This is a genomic window from Lachnospiraceae bacterium KGMB03038 (assembly GCA_007361935.1).
GTDB lineage: Bacteria > Bacillota > Clostridia > Lachnospirales > Lachnospiraceae > Massilistercora.
In genome coordinates this window covers 1,316,009-1,333,387 of the sequence record CP041667.1, presented here as the reverse complement: position 1 = coordinate 1,333,387, position 17,379 = coordinate 1,316,009, and the positions used below count along the sequence as shown (strand labels likewise).

The window sequence follows — 17,379 nt, the reverse complement described above, 5'->3', positions numbered from 1 at the left end:
TATGCGGGACGCCAGTATTTTCCGGCCTCCCGCACACGCTTTCCTCATATTTCTCTGATTCTCATACCTATAAGCCGCCTAATCAAGATCCACAAAATCTACTTTAAAGGTATCATCGTCTTCCATATGACCCCGTTTCTTTCTTGGCCTCTCTCCAAGCAGTTCATCCAGATCATCAATTGGAAGTTCATCCGCAAGTCCTTTGCCCGTATAACCCATCTCGTCTTCGTATGCTCCGGCTCCTTCATCATAGTCCAGATCCGACAGATCGTCATCCAGATCTGGCTCGCCAAAGTCATCTTCATCAAATTCATCATAATCATCTTCATCGAAATCGGTTTCCGCGTAATCCGACTCTGCAAAATCATCTTCTTCAAAATCCGCTTCTTCAAAATCCTCCTCGCCAAAGTCATCAAAGTCGTCTTCATCTTCCTTGGCCCGCCGTCCGAATCTGGATTTTTTTTCTTTCACCGCTGGTTTGGCCGGCTCTTCCTCTTCCAGATCAATGCCGTACTCATCATACAGCTCATCGATTTCCGCGTTCCGATTATGCAGTTTTACAGCAATCACGATCAAAATGATCAAAATGATCAGCGCCGCCAGGCCGCCAAGAATAAACAGCAGACTAAAATGATCATTTACAAAATTTCTCAGTCTGCCCAGCAGTGAAGAAGAGTCGCCCTGATCCTGGGAGCTGTCCGCCCCGTCTGACACCTGGAACCGCTGATAAGTATTCTCCGGCTGATCATACTGGTAATATCCGGTCTCGCCATTGCTGTTCATAGCGTACAATACATAAAAACCATCCCGTGTGGTATCCTGCCACACCGGGAAATCCTTCCCATTCAGAGTCAGATTTGCCTCCTGATAGGTAGAAGGAAGATTCACCTGAGAAGTATCGCTCAACACGATGATCGAAGTCGTATCAGATATCGTAATCTCTTCATAAGGAGAAAAAGTCGCGTTGTCCTGCGAGTACAGGAAGAAGTCTCCTGTTCCCTCGGAATCCAGCAGATACCCAAGAGTCGCCCCGCTGGTCTCATTTGTCACCATCTGACGCTGCTGCCCGTCCAGTTCCACCTGAGTCCTGGCATAGCCGCTTGGAATGTCCGCATCTGCAAACTCATCTGTCAGCGTATAGGTTGTCCCGTTTACTTCCACCTGGACATCCTCCGCGCTGGAAGACGATGTGGATGAACCTTCTGTGATCAGGGACGGATCTCCTTCCCCGATCTCCACCGCAGACTGCCCCTCAGTCATGGTCAATGTGGAGCCGTCATCAGAAGAAACCGTCGCGCTGGAAATCCCGATCTCTGTCGTTCCTTCCTGCAGGGCCTGGAAGGTCATAGTAAATGTAAGCTCCGATGAACTTCCAGATCCACTGTATGTTAAGGCTCCATCACCGTCCGCGGTCACGCCGTCTCCCGAATCAAACCTTAGATATGAACTGTCATAGGTCAGACTGATTTCTACATCTCCTACATTTCCGGAAGTAGACCTTACCGCGCAGGTCACCTCTACCATAGCGCCTACCGTTGTCTGCGGATCTGTAAAAGAGATCCGTCCGTCTTCCGCGTGAGCCACCATAGAAAAGCATGGGATACACAGACATAGGCTCATAAACATAATACCGATTTTTTTGATTATCTTCATGGTTTTTTCCTCTTTCTTCCGTGAATCTTTTACATAATACGTTATTTTACCATATATGACGGAATTTTACAAAATTTTACTCGTCTTACTCCGATCCTTCTTCAGACTTCTCTGTAATAACCGGCGTATCGGAGGTATCCGTCTCCCCATCCTCTGTCTCTTCTGTCCCTTCCTCTTCCGTCTGATCATAATCAGCTGTACGGACCACACCTGTCAAATAAGAGATATCATTCGAAATCTGCTCGATTGTATCAGAGACTCCCGTTTTCGTCTCTTTCGGATACAAAAATTCATGCAGCTGCTCTACATTTTCCTTCAGCCCGACCGGAACCACTACACTGCCTGCCTTTTCGTATGTAATTCCGTCTGTTTTATCAAAAGGAAATCCTGTACTGTCTCCAAGCTCATACTCCGTCATGCCGGCGGCCAGCCCTATGATCTCATTCAATCCAAAGCTGGTAGACACCTGCGGGAATACCGTGTCAATGATCTCGTTGATCGTTCCCAGATTTGTATGGATGACCCTTTCAAACAGCTTCTCGACCACCAGACGCTGTCTTTCCGTCCTGGTGTAATCGCCTCCCGCCGTGGAACGTATTCTGGCGTAAGTTACAGCTTGCGTACCGTCCAGATGCTGTTCTCCCGCATGACTGATAAGATCCTGTTCTGTACCTGCCACCTCAGCGGTTTCCCACATATATTCATTGATCTCATCTACTTCTTCTTCTTTGATCTCAATATCTATTCCGCCCAGCAGATCGATGGTATCGACAAGAGCTTTAAAATCAACGGTCACATAATCTTCAATATCCAGATCCAGATTTTTATTCAGCATATTGATCGCTTCCTTAGGACCGCCGTGAAAGTACGCATAATTCGCTTTATTATATTTTTGATCCATCTGCTGCAAAAGCGTATCCCGGTAAATGGATGCCATCCGTATCTCTTTTGTCTGGTTATCAATCGATACAATGATCATAGTATCCGCATGGGTTCCTTCTTCCAGCTGTCCGTCTCTGGAGTCTCCTCCAAACAGGGCGATCGTTGTATATCCCTCTTTCTCTGCCCCTTCGTTGATCTCGATATCTTCTGTGTCTATCGCCACCGTTTGGAATTTATCGTATTTAGCCATCACATATGCTGTTCCCAGCAGCATTACCAAAATAATGACTTCAAAAGCAAGAAGAATAGCTCTTTTCCGCCTTCTGTTTCTTCGCTTTTTCCTCATTTTTGCCGCCTGCACGGATTTTAGCTGCTTCTTTTTTTTCGCCATGATCAGCCTCACTTTTTCTATGGTCTAAAAAATATCTACAACATCTTACTATACTCTGTCGAAAAAAGCAACTTATTTCAGCTCTTTTTCGACGCACTCCAATGCTTCCGCCACTACATGATGCATGTCATAGTACTTATATTTCCCTAATCTTCCGCCGAAGATCACATTCTTTTCTTTGGCAGTCTCTTTCTCGTATTTCTGATAAAGCAGGTTGTTTTTCGCGTCATTTACCGGATAATAAGGCTCATCGCCCTTTTTCCAGGCCGCGGAATACTCTCTGGAGATTACCGTCTTTTCCTGGGTTCCAAACTCAAAATGCTTATGTTCTATGATACGTGTGTAAGGGACTTCATGTTCTGTATAATTCACGACCGCATTGCCCTGATAATTGTCTTCATCCAGAATTTCCGTCTCAAACCTTACCGACCGGTATTCCAGCTCGCCAAATTTATAATCAAAATAGGCGTCCACCGGACCGGTATATACCACTTTCTCACACAGGCTGTCCAATTCCGCTTTGTTTTCAAGATAATCCGTATTCAGTCTTACCTCAATGCCGTCCAGCATTTTTTCAATGATCTTCGTATATCCTCCGATCGGAATTCCCTGGTACAGATCGTTAAAATAATTGTTGTCATAGATCAAACGGACCGGCAGTCTTTTTATAATCTCCGGCGGAAGTTCCGTCGCTCTGCGTCCCCACTGTTTCTCCGTATAACCTTTTACTAATTTTTCATAAATATCTTTTCCTACCAGATTGATCGCCTGCTCTTCCAAGTTCTTTGGCGTCTCCACTCCATACATCCGAATCTGTTCTTCTATCTTCGCTTTCGCTTCTTTTGGCGTGACAACCCCCCACATTTTATTAAATGTATTCATATTAAACGGCATATTATAGATCTCCCCTTTATAATATGCCACCGGGCTGTTGGTATAACGGTTAAATTCCGCAAAATTCTGCATATACTCCCATACCCGCTTATTGCTGGTATGGAAAATATGGGCGCCGTATTGATGCACCTGGATTCCTTCGACCTCTCTTGTGTAGATATTTCCTCCGATATGGCCCCGCTTCTCTACCACCAGACATTTTTTCCCTGCCTTCTTTGCCTCATAAGCAAACACAGCGCCAAACAATCCCGATCCTACGATCAAATAATCAAACATTTTTTACTTTCCTTTCTGAATTATATTTTGAAAACGCTGAAATAATTTTTGAAATTCTTTTGGTTCGCACAAATAGTTGATCACACCCAGACTGACTGCCGCTGCCGCAAATACAGCAGCGCCATATAATCCCCATATCCAGAAGGAAGTCATCTGCCGCGGAACAAAATGTATTCCGATTCCGATCAAAACCGCAGATACACACCCATTTCTAAGTATTCTGTAAAGGGTAGTCTTTCCGGTGCCTCCCACCAAATATCGGCTGTTATAGATCATAATTTCCACCGACCGATAACCATAAGAACACACCGTCCCAAAAAGCACGCCATTCATCCCATATTTCCAAATCAACGCCAGCGAAACAACAATATTGATCACCGCCTCCAGCACCGCCTGATGTCTGGTTTCACGGAAATGTCCCGCGGCGCAGATGATCGTCAATCCAGGGATCCTGATATTCTGAAGCAGTACGATCAATGTAAACAGCACTGCTGAAACAGGTCTGATATAGTCTGTATCTGTAACGTTTAACGTGTATACCGCGATAAACGGAAGGATAAGTATCCACACACAGATAAAAATACCGAAGACCACCATCATATACACATATTCATAACTGGAAAAGCTCTGCTTTAGCACTTCTTTCTCTTTTTTGGAGATTACTTCGCCAAAACCTGCTGTCAATCCGTTGGAGAAAGAGTTCAGGAAGAGATTGACCGCGTAAACCACCATATTGTAAGTTCCATATACACTGACCTCTAAAAGGGATCTGCTTCCCAGACAGATCGTCAGAAGCGCTACGTCCGTGTTATTTACGATCACTCCTACTACCTGGTGGAGCAACGCGGCATTTTTCTGCTTCAGTCTGTCCATCTTGGCCGGCACATGATAGTCAACTTCTTTATAATGCTTTCTTACATAAGCTCTCACAAAGAAAAACCGCAGAATATATACCAGAGTCGCCGCCGCTTTTACGATCAATACATTTGCGTGCTGAGCGATCAAAAGGATCGTCACCAGCATATTCAAAATCGTTCCAAACGCCTGGATATAAGAGACAACATATCCTCTCTGGTCTGCCGTCAGCAAAACTTTGTATTTGCCAAGGCAGAAATAGTCCACCAGCGTACTGCTGGCCAGAATCAGGATCATTGTCCTTACCAGGGAGGCGCTTAACTGCTGGGTGATCAGATATGGATAGATCAGGGCCAGTCCTGCTGTCAGCGCGCCAAACAGATAACCAGAACGATTATAAAATCTGCGGGACGCCGACAAAACGCCATTGATTTCTTCCTGGTCATGATTCGCCAGAGGAGTATACAGCGCCACCAGGGACGCGGTTCCAATCCCGGCCTCCGCAAGGCCAAGATAGACCAGAAACTGATTGATGGATGTCACCATTCCGTTTATATTTGAACCATATTCCTGCAGGAAAAACCTGGGAAGAATAATTCCCGACAAAAAAACGACGCCCTGCAGAAAAATACTGGCGATCATATTTTTTGCTGCCTGTCTGCTTCTCATACTATTCTTCTATCACCTTTATCCATTCTTTCAGAATCTCTTTCTTACTGAATTTTTCTCTCCGCCCCCCATACTGGGCAAATGTTCTCCGCAGTTCTTCATTCTGGATCAATTCCTCAATCCGTTTCCCCATAACCTGCAGATCATAGGGTGGAATCAAGAATCCGTTTTTCCCATCTTCGATGATCTCATTTGGCCCCGTCTCGATATCAAAACTAACCATTGGTATCCCCAGAGCAAGAGCCTCCAGCAGCACGATGGGCAAGCCTTCACGGTAAGAAGTCAGGACGAGAAACGCATATTCCGGATACAGTTGATAGGCATTTTTTACATTCCCTTTCAGACAAACCTGATTTTCCAAACCTGCCTCTTGAATTTTTTCCGAAATCTCATCAAACGTCTCTCCCGTTCCATAGATATCCCAGCTCCACTGAGGATATTTAGGGAGTATTTCTTCCGCCACCTTCACCAGCAAGTCATATCCCTTTTCTTTTCCAAATCGTCCTACCGACAAGATTTTGCGGCTCTGCGGACGATATTCTTGCCTTTGACTGATGATTTCGTCTTCCACCCAGTTATAGATCCTCTGTACTTTCTCAGGCTTCAGATGAAATTTCTCCACATAATCCTTCTGAGTCTTATCAGTCAAAACCACGACTTTATGAGCGCAAAACGCATCCCAGAACCGTATCGCCGTTATATCCTTCTGGCGCCATTGATTCATCAATCCTCCATGGTCACAGTAAACATACTTTGCTTTCGTAAAAAAACGGGCAAAAGAAACCACCAGCGCAGGGTAATTTCCCATCAGAAGGATCACATCTATTTTTTCTTTCTTCACAAAGCGGATAAAGGCAGGCACACAGCTCTTTATCATTCCCCTAAGCCTGTTTTCCCCTTGTACCCCTTCCGTAAAACGAACCCTCTTATCCAATGTGTACGCACAGGGTCCGGTGTGATTGATTTCAAAAATGTATACGGCATGATCTTCACAAAAAGCATTCGCCAGGGATGCGGTCACACACTCTACGCCGCCGGTAACTGCCATATCAAAATCTACCAGACAAATTCGTTTCATTCTTTCACCTACGAAAATATACTCTTATTCTTCCGCTCATTCATCCGGATCATCCAGCGGTACAGCCTTACATTCAATAATAATGCCGCCGCTCCGATTTTTCTTGCCTTGTGGAAATAAGGACTCCGGAGGATCCGAAATGTGTTTCGTTTTAAAAAGGTTCTTACCTTTGGAAACTCTCGGATCTTTCTATAATCTTCTTCCTGCAGCATTCGGTCCAAAATCGAAAAATACGCCCATGTCAGCTTAAACTCCGCTTGCGGGAGAATCGAAGGATATTTATCCCGAACCACTTTCAATGTTTCTTCATACGTATGAATAAACATCATTGCTCTGGAATCAAATTTTTGAGTCGTAATGCTGTTCTGGCGATGCACATAATAATATAACGGCGTTGTGTCTACGCAGACATTTTTTATTTCCTGCATAAGCTCTGTATGAAAGACTACATCTTCATAGAAAATCCCTACTGGAAATCGAACTTTTTGAAAAATCCAAGAACAATACAATTTGTTACATGGACTTCCAGGAATCTTTTCTCCCAGAAGGAGCAGACCAAATGCCTCTTCCGCCGGCGCGAGAAAAGTCTCTATTCTATCATACTGAGGGGTTTGTTTCTGCTGGAAAACATTATATACCCCGCAGGATGCCACGTCAGCTCCGCTTCGCGTTATATTTTCATAAAGCACTTCCAGCATGCGGGCGTCAATATAGTCATCGCTGTCGACAAATGCTATGTATTTCCCTTGAGCAAGATTAACTCCATAGTTTCTAGCCTGTCCAGCCCCACCATTTTCCTGCCGTACATAGCGCACTCGTTTATCCTCTTGTGCATATCGCCTGCAGATTTCTCCGCTTCCGTCTCCCGATCCATCATCGATCAGAATAACCTCAAAATCCCGGAATGTCTGGCTCAAAATAGAATCCAGGCATTTCTCCAAATATTTCTCTACATTATAAACCGGGACGATCACACTTATCAAAGGCATGATTTACTCCTTATAATCCCCATTCAAAGACGGTCTTGAACGGTGTACTTAAATCCGTTTGGAATACTCTATGGATATCTTCGATGGAAGCCACCTTTCTATCTTGATAGATGATCAACTCCAGCCGTCTCTGAAACCTTGCTTCCCGCATATAGCCCGCCGCCGTTTCAAAATCTTTCCTTCCCGACCGGCTGCTTCCCACCACGATCAATCCTTTTTCCAACACATCTCTTGTATTTATGGCAATCTTATTCTCACTAACTCCCATCAGCATAACTGTCCCTTGGGGATTGATCAAACGGATGATATCATCGATCGCATAATAACTTCCGTCACCGCCGCAGCACTCAAAAGCATGATCCACCGATAGTGTCTTCGGAAGATTTTCTCTAAGGTAGGCTTCATCCGCGAAAGAAAAATAGGAAAGTTTTGAAGGATTTTTCCCAATCACTACCAGTTTGCTCTGAGGGAATTCTCGTTTTAGAAGATTCGCCACAACAAACGCAAGACTCCCGTCTCCCCAGATTCCAATCCGGTTTCTTTGGCTGTGAGCCATCCCCTTAAATCGACGGATGCTGTGGGCCGCCACACTGACAAATTCCATCACCGCGGCTACTCGTTCCGCAATCCCTTCACAGGAAACCACTCTGTCCGCCGGCAGGCCAATATACTCCCGCATAAAACCATCTCTTCCACTGGACAAAAACTGCGCCCCCCTGGCATAGTTTTCCATGATTTCGCTGTTTTCCTCGCCAGGAACATTTGGAATCATTACCACTTTCTGTCCCGGTCTATATACCCCGGTCGCATCTGACAAAACCTCTCCGCAGCATTCATGGATCAATGCCATGGGAAGTTTCCGTTCCATAACTTCTCTTTGGCGCTGGCCGGTGTAATATCTTTGGTCCGCATGACAGATCGACATGTATCTTGGCTTTATAATCACTTCTTCCTTAAACGGGAATTCCTCATATTTTACAGAAAAGGTTCTTGGCGCAGCCAATTGGTAAACATAGTTAATCAATGATCTTTCCTCCGACCATAGCTTGAGCGATCTTGTAGTCGCTTACTGTGGTTATCTTCAGATTTGACGGTTCCCCCTTTACCAAGCTCACCTTGTGATTCCGCACAACGGCCATCTTACATGCATCTGTCAAGATTGCCTTTTCATTCTCTCCCAGGGATTCGTACAACTCCTTCAAAAGACGGATCTGAAAACTCTGAGGCGTCTGGCCCTGATACATCCGGTCTCTTACTGGAATTTCAGCAATACTCTCTCCATCCTCTGAAACCACAATAGTATCCGTAGCCGGGATCACCGTATCGCACACCTGAAATTTTTGAACGGCTTCTATATTGTCTTCCAGGATTCTGGAGGTTACAAAAGGCCTGACCGAATCATGCGTGATGATATAATGCTCTTCACTTTCTCCATAGTCTTTTTCAATAGCGGCGACAATATTCATGATCGTTTCATTTCTGTCATGTCCGCCTTCTACAATATGCACATTCTCTTTCCGTATACCAATATATTTCTCTACCAGATCTTCCATATGAAGCACCCAATTGGGATGGACCCCAATGTAGACCTGATCCATCCTGGGACAAAGCAAAAATTTTTCCAATGTATGGATCACCATTGGTTTGCTTCCCAATTCCAGGAACTGTTTGGGCATGTCCGCCATATTCATCCGGGTGCCTGTCCCTCCTGCCAAAATACCGCCAAATATCATGATTTTCTCTCCTATTTTACAAAAGGTTTACATATCTTTTGCTATTATACCAAATTTCCCGTTTTCCTACAACCCAGGCCAAAGCATAAGGCATGGTCTCCCATGCCTCATCTATCTCCTTTTTTATTCCACCGTGACAGATTTCGCCAGATTTCTCGGCTTATCCACATCACAGCCTCTTCCCACAGCCACATAATAGCCGAATAATTGAAGCGGGATGATCGCCAGCGAATTGGTAAAGTATTTGTTTGTCTCTGGAATGTAGATCACGTAATCAGCCGCTTTTTCCACCTCTACATTGCCTTCCATAGTAACAGCCAGAACAAAAGCTCCTCTCGTGCTCACTTCCACCATATTGCTGATCATCTTTTTGTAAAGATCCTTCTGGGTCAGTACTGAAGCCACCAGAGTTCCTTCCTCAACCAGGGAAATTGTTCCGTGCTTCAGCTCTCCCGCCGCGTATGCTTCCGAATGGATATAAGAAATCTCTTTCAGTTTCAAAGACCCCTCCATGGAAATCGCATAATCAATACCTCGGCCGATAAAGAAAATATCTTTCGCCGCCAGGTACCGGTTGGCGAATTTCTGGATCCGCTCTTTATTATTTAACAGCATTTCTACCTGCGCCGGCAGACTCTTCATATCCTCCAGCATATCCGCCAAGCCGGCATCGTTTAATTTTCCTCTCACGTACGCGAATTTCATTGCCAGCAGATAGAGCGCAATCAGCTGAGCAGAGTAAGCTTTGGTAGTGGCCACCGCAATCTCAGGTCCCGCCCAAGTATACATTACATTATCCGCTTCACGGGCAATGGAACTCCCCACTACGTTCACGATGCCGAGCACTCTGGCGCCTTTGGCCTTAGATTCACGGAGGGCCGCCAACGTATCTGCCGTCTCCCCTGACTGGCTGATCACAATGACCAAGCTTCCTTCGTCCAAGATTGGATCTCTATAGCGAAACTCAGAAGCCAGGTCTACTTCCACAGGAATTCTTGCCAGTCCTTCAAACACATATTTACTGGTAACCCCCGTATGATACGCGGATCCACAGGCCACAATGGTAATCTTCTGGATTTTTTGAATCTCTTCATCCGTCATATTCAGCTCATCGATCATAATCTTCCCGTCTTTGATCCTGGGGGAAAATGTATCTGTGATCGCTTTGGGCTGCTCATACATTTCTTTCAGCATAAAATGCTCATAGCCGCCTTTTTCCGCGGCGTTTACGTCCCACTCAATCCGTACGGACTCCTTCTCGATGGGCTCCTCATCCACATTAAAGAATTCCATGGTATCTCTGGTCATCCGCACGATTTCTTCGTTTTCAATAAAAAAGACATCTCTGGTATATTTCAATACCGCCGGCACATCAGAAGCAATAATATTTCCGTCCTTCGTCTTTCCCACGATCAGGGGGCTGTCTTTGCGGACTGCGTAAAGCTCATCCGGATGGTCCTTAAAAATAATCCCCAGCGCATAAGAGCCTTCCATTCTATGCATGATTTTTGTGACTGCCTGCAAAGGATTGCCATGATAATAATAATCCAGCAAGTGAGCGATCACTTCTGTATCTGTATCCGAGACAAACTGGTATCCTTTTTTCTCAAGTTTCTTTTTCAATTTTATATAATTCTCAATAATGCCATTGTGGACTACCACAATGCTTTCATCTCCATTTAAATGAGGATGGGCATTGGTATCTGAAGGCGCGCCATGCGTAGCCCAGCGGGTATGTCCGATTCCCAGTGTGCCCGGCATAGTTTCCCCGCCATGGGTCAGCTCATTTAAAACCTTCAATCTTCCTTTTGATTTGACTACATCGATCTTTTCGCCGTTGTACACCGCAATTCCCGCCGAGTCATATCCTCGATACTCCAATTTTGACAAACCGTCTAAAAGAATCGGCGCCGCCTGATTAGTCCCAATATATCCCACGATTCCACACATATGTCATACCTCCAGTTTATAATCATTTTAAGTCTTATTTGCACAAAATGAGATTTTTTTTGCACTAACGAAGTTATTGTAACAAATTTGTAATAATTTGTAAACCTCTCTTTGAACAAAAACAAGACCAGGCAATGCCTGGCCTTGTTCTCTTTACCTTCATCTATTGTACCGTTTCATCTACGGGAGGCTCCGTGGTTTCTCCATCTCCGCCGCCAGTTCCGCCATTGTCGCCGCCGCTTTCGCCTCCGCCGGCACCGCTATTGTCTCCGCCGCCGGTTCCGCTGCTGTCTCCGCCGCCGGTTCCGCTATTGTCTCCGCCGCCGGTTCCACTATTGTCTCCGCCGCCGGTATTCGCTCCGCCGTTACCACCGCCACTTCCGCCGCCGGTGTTTGCGTCACTATTGCCGCTGTTATTACCTGTTCCGCTGTTTCCTCCGCCGGTATAGCTGCCCGATTCCTGAGCCTCATCTTCCGGTGCTACGGTATAGGTCTGACTCCGCAGGGTTTCATCGTCCGTAGCTTCCCTCTCTCCTACTCTGGACACGATCGCGCCGCTGATGCTGGATACTTCCGAGGAAACTGTATAATCTGTCGTTCCATATAAAAACTCGTGAAGCTGCTGGACATTCGAAGTCAAAGATACAGGGATGACGATACTCCCCAGCCCAGATACTGTATCTGTGGTCTTGTCAAAAGGAAATCCAGCGTTTTCACCTAACGTATATTTGGCAAAATCCTTGGCGTAAGAAAGAATTTCCGCAGAAGTAAAATTCGTTGAAATTGTCGGAAGGACTTCATCAATAATACTGTTGATCGTCCCCAGATCACTCTGCTTGATTTTCTCTACCATTTTCTCGATCACCGTTCTCTGCCGTTCTGTACGAGTAAAATCCCCTCCGGCTGTAGAACGGATCCTGGCATAAGTAGTCGCCTGGACTCCGTCCAGAACTTGGGTTCCGCCGCTCTGGACGTAGTTTACTTCCTTTCCGGCCACCTGCCCTGTTTCGTCAATAAATTCATTAATATATTGAACTTCTTCTTCTTTCACATCAATCTCAACGCCGCCCAGAAGATCGATCACATCAGCGACAATTCCAAAATCGACCGTAACATATTTCTGGATATCCAGATCCAGATTCCGGTTCAGCATATTGATGGCCTGCTCCGGCCCTCCAAAACTATACGCCGCGTTGCATTTCTGCAAAGTCCCGTCCCCGATATCAAGAAGTGTATCCCGGTAGACCGAGACCATTCTGATCTCTTTCGTCTTATTATTCAAGCTTGCCACGATGATCGTGTCCGTCCGAACTCCTTTTTCCAATTCTCCAGTTCTGGAATCCCCGCCAAATAACGCCACATTCGTGTAGCCCTCTCCTGCGGCTTCCGCCTCTTGATTGATCACGATATTTTCCTGCGGGATTTCCTGGGTATCAATCTGGTTCAGCTTAGACGCCGCGTAAACAACGCCCGATGCCAGAAGAGCTAACACCATCGCTCCCAGACAGACAGCCGCTTTCTTAGGTCCGCTCAGTCTGAGAAACCAGTTTTTCTTTCTTCTGCCTCTCCTGTGTCTTCTTTTCGCCATAATACACCTCTTAATTTATCTCAGGTACATTAATTTACCATATTCCGATATATAATACACCAAATCACGCATTTCATCAAGTATTATTGGGCACAATAATAGGTGCCTTTATACTTTTTGTAACTATTGTCCAAATCACAGAGCACCACGTCATGATGGGCAACTTGCTTTTCCTTAGGAGGCAGTTTCATATAATCCCCAAATGCGGTCTTCAGATATGCATCGTATCCCTGGGGGATTGGCATAGAGTATCCCTCAAACTGCCGGTAAACAGCCTTTTCAAAAGCTTCTCTTGGATAACGGTTTTTCATATAATGGGGGCCTGCGCACAGTTCCGTCACATATTCACAATCTTCCATCTTGTATTTCGTCATCTGCCGCTCCGCAAACCGCCAGATCCGGTATCGCGTTTTCTGCGAAGGAACAATCCCTAACGCCAGCTTTCCTGCCAGTTTCATTAATTTCCCATGATTTTCCGGAACCAATTGCGACCGATAGACCGAATATATGACCGCCCATATCAACTGCAGTTTTCTGCGAATCTTCCCGGAAGGACAGCCATCCAGCGGAAGCACGTCCAAAATCAGCCCATGACTGATATCCAGATCCGTCTGATACGGTCGGATAAATGTAGTCGTATTATCTCGGATATTCAAAAACAGATTGTGGTCAATATGGTAGGCATCCGAGTTCTCAATAGCATAGCGGTCGGTATCTGCCCGTTTTTTCCAGATGCGTTTTAGGATCTCATAGTCTTTCCTTGGCATAAACACGTCCACATCATCATCCCAAGGAATAAATCCTCCATGGCGCACCGCTCCAATACAGCAGCCTCCGCAGAAATAAAACATCAGATTATTTTCTTCACAGATTTTCTTAAAATATAAAGCCATCTCCAGGCTTTTCGCCTGGATTCTCTCAAGTTCTTCCTGGCTATAATGCATCATACTCTTTTTGACTCCCCCATCAGCTTTTCCATCAATTCCACGATCTTTTCATAGGAATTGGGCCGATCAAACTGCTCCTTGGCAATCTTTCTTGCTTTCTCTCCCATTGTCCGTCTCTTCTGCTCATCCTGATAAAGCATCTGGATCGCATCTGCCAGTATTAGTTTGTCCTCCGCCTCAATATTCATACCAAACCCGTCAGCTTCCACTTTTTTCCGGAACTCCGGGCTGCTGCAGGTATTGATCATTGGCTTTCCCGCCGCCAGATAGTCTCCGATCTTGGTCACAATACTCTGGGGCGCCTTCTTTACAAATGAATTGACCAGAATATCTGATTTCTTCAGATAAGCCGCCATTTTCTCATAAGGAGCATATCCCACAAATTCTACGTTGCCATTCAGAGTCCCTGCCAGTTCTTCCAATTCTTCTTTCAGGGGACCGCCGCCCAGAATCTTGATGTGGATATCCGAATACCCTCTTGCTTTCAATACATCTGCCGCCAAAATCATAGTCCGAATATCATAGCTGGTACCAATAGTTCCCGCATAGGTAACCCAGAATTCTCCCTCAGGCTTGTCGATTTCTTTTATATGGTCCGCCGCTCCTTTATCAAAAACAGACAGCTCATTGCCCACATACACCGTGATCTTTGGAATATCCTGGATCCTATGCTTAAACGGCCTGTCCGCATATTCATCCGAGGTTCCTACTACGCCGGAGCAAAGATCATAAACTCTTTTGGCATCTCTCAAAAAAGGATGGAACAAAATATTACTGATCACGGGAACATCCAATACCATCCGCATAGCCTCTGGCCAAAGATCGTTTACATCCGCTACGAAGGGGATTCCCTTCGCTTTCGCAAACTCCGCCGCCGCAAGAGCAACATCATTAGGAGGGATCTCGCAGTAGATCAAATCGTAATCTCCATCCTGTTCAAGCATTTTAGTCAAATTCTTAGCCGCAATATGATGACTCCAAATCCGGCGCAGATCGATATTTTTCTTATATCCCGGTTCTTCTATGAATCGAAGGGAAAACGAATACTCATCCTGTTTCACTTGCTGAAGATCACGCTGGGCTTTCGCCCAATGCTGAAATGAAGTTGTGATCAAATCCACCTGATACCCCTTTGAAGCCAGAAATTCAGAAAGAAAACGGAAACGAGTGTAGCCGTTCTCGTTATTTAATTTTACTCCCATAGTAATAATTGCGATTCTTTTCATAAAATATATACTTCCCATTATTGTTTTATAGAATTACTGAAAGGATTATACCATTTACTTAGTTTTTACACAATAATATAATCATTACATTCTTTAAGCAACTATTAGTTAATTTCTAAATCCCCTGTTATCTTATCTGCTTCTACTCAAGTCCTATCTTCATTTTTCCCTTTAAAACTTTCTCCGTATCCTCTCTAGTTATTATCACTTTTAAATCTATTCTCTGAAAAATGTCATGCTTTTCTTGCACAATACCTTTTATTTCTAATACATCTCCTATATACACAGGTTTTAGAAACTTTACGTCTACACCTTGTACCAAACTTTTTTCTCCTGGCAGATACATTCCTGCTAAAGTAGACAAAAAAGAGGCTGTAAGCATACCATACACAACTCGCCCTTTTTTCCCTTTTGCTTTTGCATACTCTTCGTCACAGTGCAATGGATTGTTGTCACCAGTTATTTCTCCGAACAGGTCCAACATTTCTTTTGTTATTTGAACACAAAACTTTTCTTCCATTCCAACTATAATCTCGTCATATCGATAATGATTCATCCTATTGGAACTCCTTCTTCAATATTCGATAGATACTTCCACTATCTAAATTGTTCTCTGCGCGCACATTCCTTTGAGTCCCAAATCCCGAAGCAAAACAGTCGTTCAGTCCTAAACGAATCAAAGGTATCTGCAGATTTTCCTCAGAAATAATCTCTGCCAAAATTCCTCCAAGACCACCTATAATATTGTGCTCTTCTATTGTAGCTATTTTCTTTACATTTTTTAATTTCAAAACAAGATTTTCTTTATTTAAAGGTTTTAATGTATGGATATTAATAAGCTTTACAGACTTCCCTTCATCCTGCAATCTGCCAACCGCTTCTACCGCTTCTTCTATAATACTCCCTGTCGCACAAACCGCATAATCCGTTCCGCTAAAAAGGTCAATACTATCTCCTGGAATAAAACTGATATCATCTGTATAAATCTCCTTTTCTTTACTCATACCTAATCGGATATAAACAGGGCCCTCAAGTGCGTAAGCTGCTGCCACAGCTTTTTCGACCTCCTTAGGAGATGCCGGAGAAAAAATAGTCAAATTAGGCAACGCACGCAAGGCACTAATATCTTCTGTTGTATGGTGCGAAGGGCCTAATGTACTCCAAGCAAGCCCGCTACCCATACCTACTATTTTTACATTCAAATTCTGAAAGCAAACATCGTCTCGTATAAATTCAAATGCTCGATAGGCCAGAAATGCTCCAGATGTATATACAAAAGGAATTAACCCTCCAATTGCCATTCCAGAAGCCACTCCCACAAGATTCTCTTCTGCAATACCTAGATTCACACACTGCTCCGGGAACTCTCTTTTTAAAAGTTCATCATATTCTGTTCCGCTATCTGATAGCAAAGAAATAATGTTCTTATCCTTTTTCACAAGTTCATATAGTGCCATTATATAAGCCTTTTGCATATTTGAGTTCCTCCTCCGCAATTCCCAATTCTTCCATGAAAACTTTGCGTTCTCTTTTTCCCGGCATACGCCAATGCCAAGCCGGATTGTTTTCCATCAGACTAATCCCTTTACCTTTTACTGTTTCTGCCAGTATAATTCTCGGTCCCCTTTGAGACTCCTTCTTCAAACAGTTTTCAAGCTCATCTACATCATGTCCATCCACTTCATCTACCTGCCATCCAAAAGCTTCCCACTTCTCTTTCCAGTTTTCATTCCCAATAACCTCTGAGACTTTTCCCATTTTTTGTATATGATTGCAGTCTAAAACAACAATAATATTATCTAACCCTAATCCTGCGCAAGACAATGCGCTTTCCCATATACTTCCCTCCTGGCACTCTCCATCTCCAATTAAAACATAAGTTCTCGTCCCTCGCTTTTTAATCTTATCAGCAAGAGCAATTCCTTCACCGATAGACATTCCATGTCCAAGAGAACCCGTAGATGTTTCTATTCCCGGTATTTTCCCTCGCTCCGGCTCCCCACCAAGAATCGATCCCGGTTGAGAAAAGCTATACAAAACATCTTTTCCAAAAAATCCCGATTGATATAGCACACTATACAACGCTAAACTCGCATGTCCTTTGCTAAGTACAAGATGATCATGAATATCTTCATCAAACCTGTCCTTTTCGTATCTCAAAATATCTTTTGCATATAAGGTATACAAAATCTCAAGACTCGAGTATGCGGATGCAAGATGTCCCATTCCTCCCGCATATGCTGCTAAA

Annotated in this window: 15 protein-coding genes; all 15 read right to left on the bottom strand. The window is 44.4% G+C overall.

Annotated elements, in window-relative coordinates; translation table 11 throughout:
* Positions 1–78: 78 nt before the first annotated feature.
* Complete coding sequence (locus tag FND36_06345; protein ID QDW73686.1) at positions 79–1,653, bottom strand: hypothetical protein; 1,575 nt, start codon at positions 1,651–1,653, stop codon at positions 79–81.
* Between the two features lie 85 nt (positions 1,654–1,738).
* A complete protein-coding gene (locus FND36_06340; GenBank protein ID QDW73685.1) occupies positions 1,739–2,926 on the bottom strand; it encodes a LytR family transcriptional regulator in 1,188 nt (395 codons plus the stop codon).
* A 72-nt stretch (positions 2,927–2,998) separates the two neighbouring features.
* On the bottom strand, positions 2,999–4,096 hold the full coding sequence (glf, locus tag FND36_06335; protein ID QDW73684.1) for a UDP-galactopyranose mutase: 1,098 nt from the start codon (positions 4,094–4,096) through the stop codon (positions 2,999–3,001).
* Between the two features lie 3 nt (positions 4,097–4,099).
* Positions 4,100–5,620: a hypothetical protein gene (locus FND36_06330; GenBank protein QDW73683.1), complete on the bottom strand. Its 1,521-nt coding sequence runs from the start codon at positions 5,618–5,620 to the stop codon at positions 4,100–4,102.
* 1 nt (position 5,621) lies between these two features.
* Complete coding sequence (locus tag FND36_06325; protein ID QDW73682.1) at positions 5,622–6,698, bottom strand: glycosyltransferase family 4 protein; 1,077 nt, start codon at positions 6,696–6,698, stop codon at positions 5,622–5,624.
* 8 nt (positions 6,699–6,706) lie between these two features.
* A complete protein-coding gene (locus tag FND36_06320; protein QDW73681.1) occupies positions 6,707–7,687 on the bottom strand; it encodes a glycosyltransferase in 981 nt (326 codons plus the stop codon).
* Positions 7,688–7,697: 10 nt separating this feature from the next.
* Positions 7,698–8,711, bottom strand: coding sequence for a ribitol-5-phosphate dehydrogenase (locus tag FND36_06315; protein QDW73680.1), 1,014 nt, complete (start codon positions 8,709–8,711; stop codon positions 7,698–7,700).
* Positions 8,704–9,420 carry a 2-C-methyl-D-erythritol 4-phosphate cytidylyltransferase gene (locus FND36_06310; protein ID QDW73679.1) on the bottom strand — a complete coding sequence of 239 codons (717 nt, stop codon included), beginning with the start codon at positions 9,418–9,420 and terminating at the stop codon, positions 8,704–8,706. The genes FND36_06315 and FND36_06310 overlap by 8 nt, the downstream gene beginning before the upstream one ends.
* A gap of 123 nt (positions 9,421–9,543) precedes the next feature.
* Positions 9,544–11,370: a glutamine--fructose-6-phosphate transaminase (isomerizing) gene (gene glmS / locus FND36_06305; GenBank protein ID QDW73678.1), complete on the bottom strand. Its 1,827-nt coding sequence runs from the start codon at positions 11,368–11,370 to the stop codon at positions 9,544–9,546.
* A gap of 163 nt (positions 11,371–11,533) precedes the next feature.
* Positions 11,534–12,958: a LytR family transcriptional regulator gene (locus tag FND36_06300; GenBank protein ID QDW73677.1), complete on the bottom strand. Its 1,425-nt coding sequence runs from the start codon at positions 12,956–12,958 to the stop codon at positions 11,534–11,536.
* 83 nt (positions 12,959–13,041) lie between these two features.
* Complete coding sequence (locus tag FND36_06295; protein QDW75559.1) at positions 13,042–13,902, bottom strand: 2-C-methyl-D-erythritol 4-phosphate cytidylyltransferase; 861 nt, start codon at positions 13,900–13,902, stop codon at positions 13,042–13,044.
* A complete protein-coding gene (locus FND36_06290; GenBank protein QDW73676.1) occupies positions 13,902–15,131 on the bottom strand; it encodes a glycosyltransferase family 4 protein in 1,230 nt (409 codons plus the stop codon). The genes FND36_06295 and FND36_06290 overlap by 1 nt, the downstream gene beginning before the upstream one ends.
* Before the next feature lie 142 nt (positions 15,132–15,273).
* Complete coding sequence (locus FND36_06285; protein ID QDW73675.1) at positions 15,274–15,687, bottom strand: MaoC family dehydratase; 414 nt, start codon at positions 15,685–15,687, stop codon at positions 15,274–15,276.
* A 1-nt stretch (position 15,688) separates the two neighbouring features.
* On the bottom strand, positions 15,689–16,606 hold the full coding sequence (locus FND36_06280) for a transketolase (protein ID QDW73674.1): 918 nt from the start codon (positions 16,604–16,606) through the stop codon (positions 15,689–15,691).
* Positions 16,575–17,357: a transketolase gene (locus tag FND36_06275; protein ID QDW75558.1), complete on the bottom strand. Its 783-nt coding sequence runs from the start codon at positions 17,355–17,357 to the stop codon at positions 16,575–16,577. Before FND36_06275 ends, FND36_06280 begins: the two co-directional genes overlap by 32 nt.
* Positions 17,358–17,379: the final 22 nt, after the last annotated feature.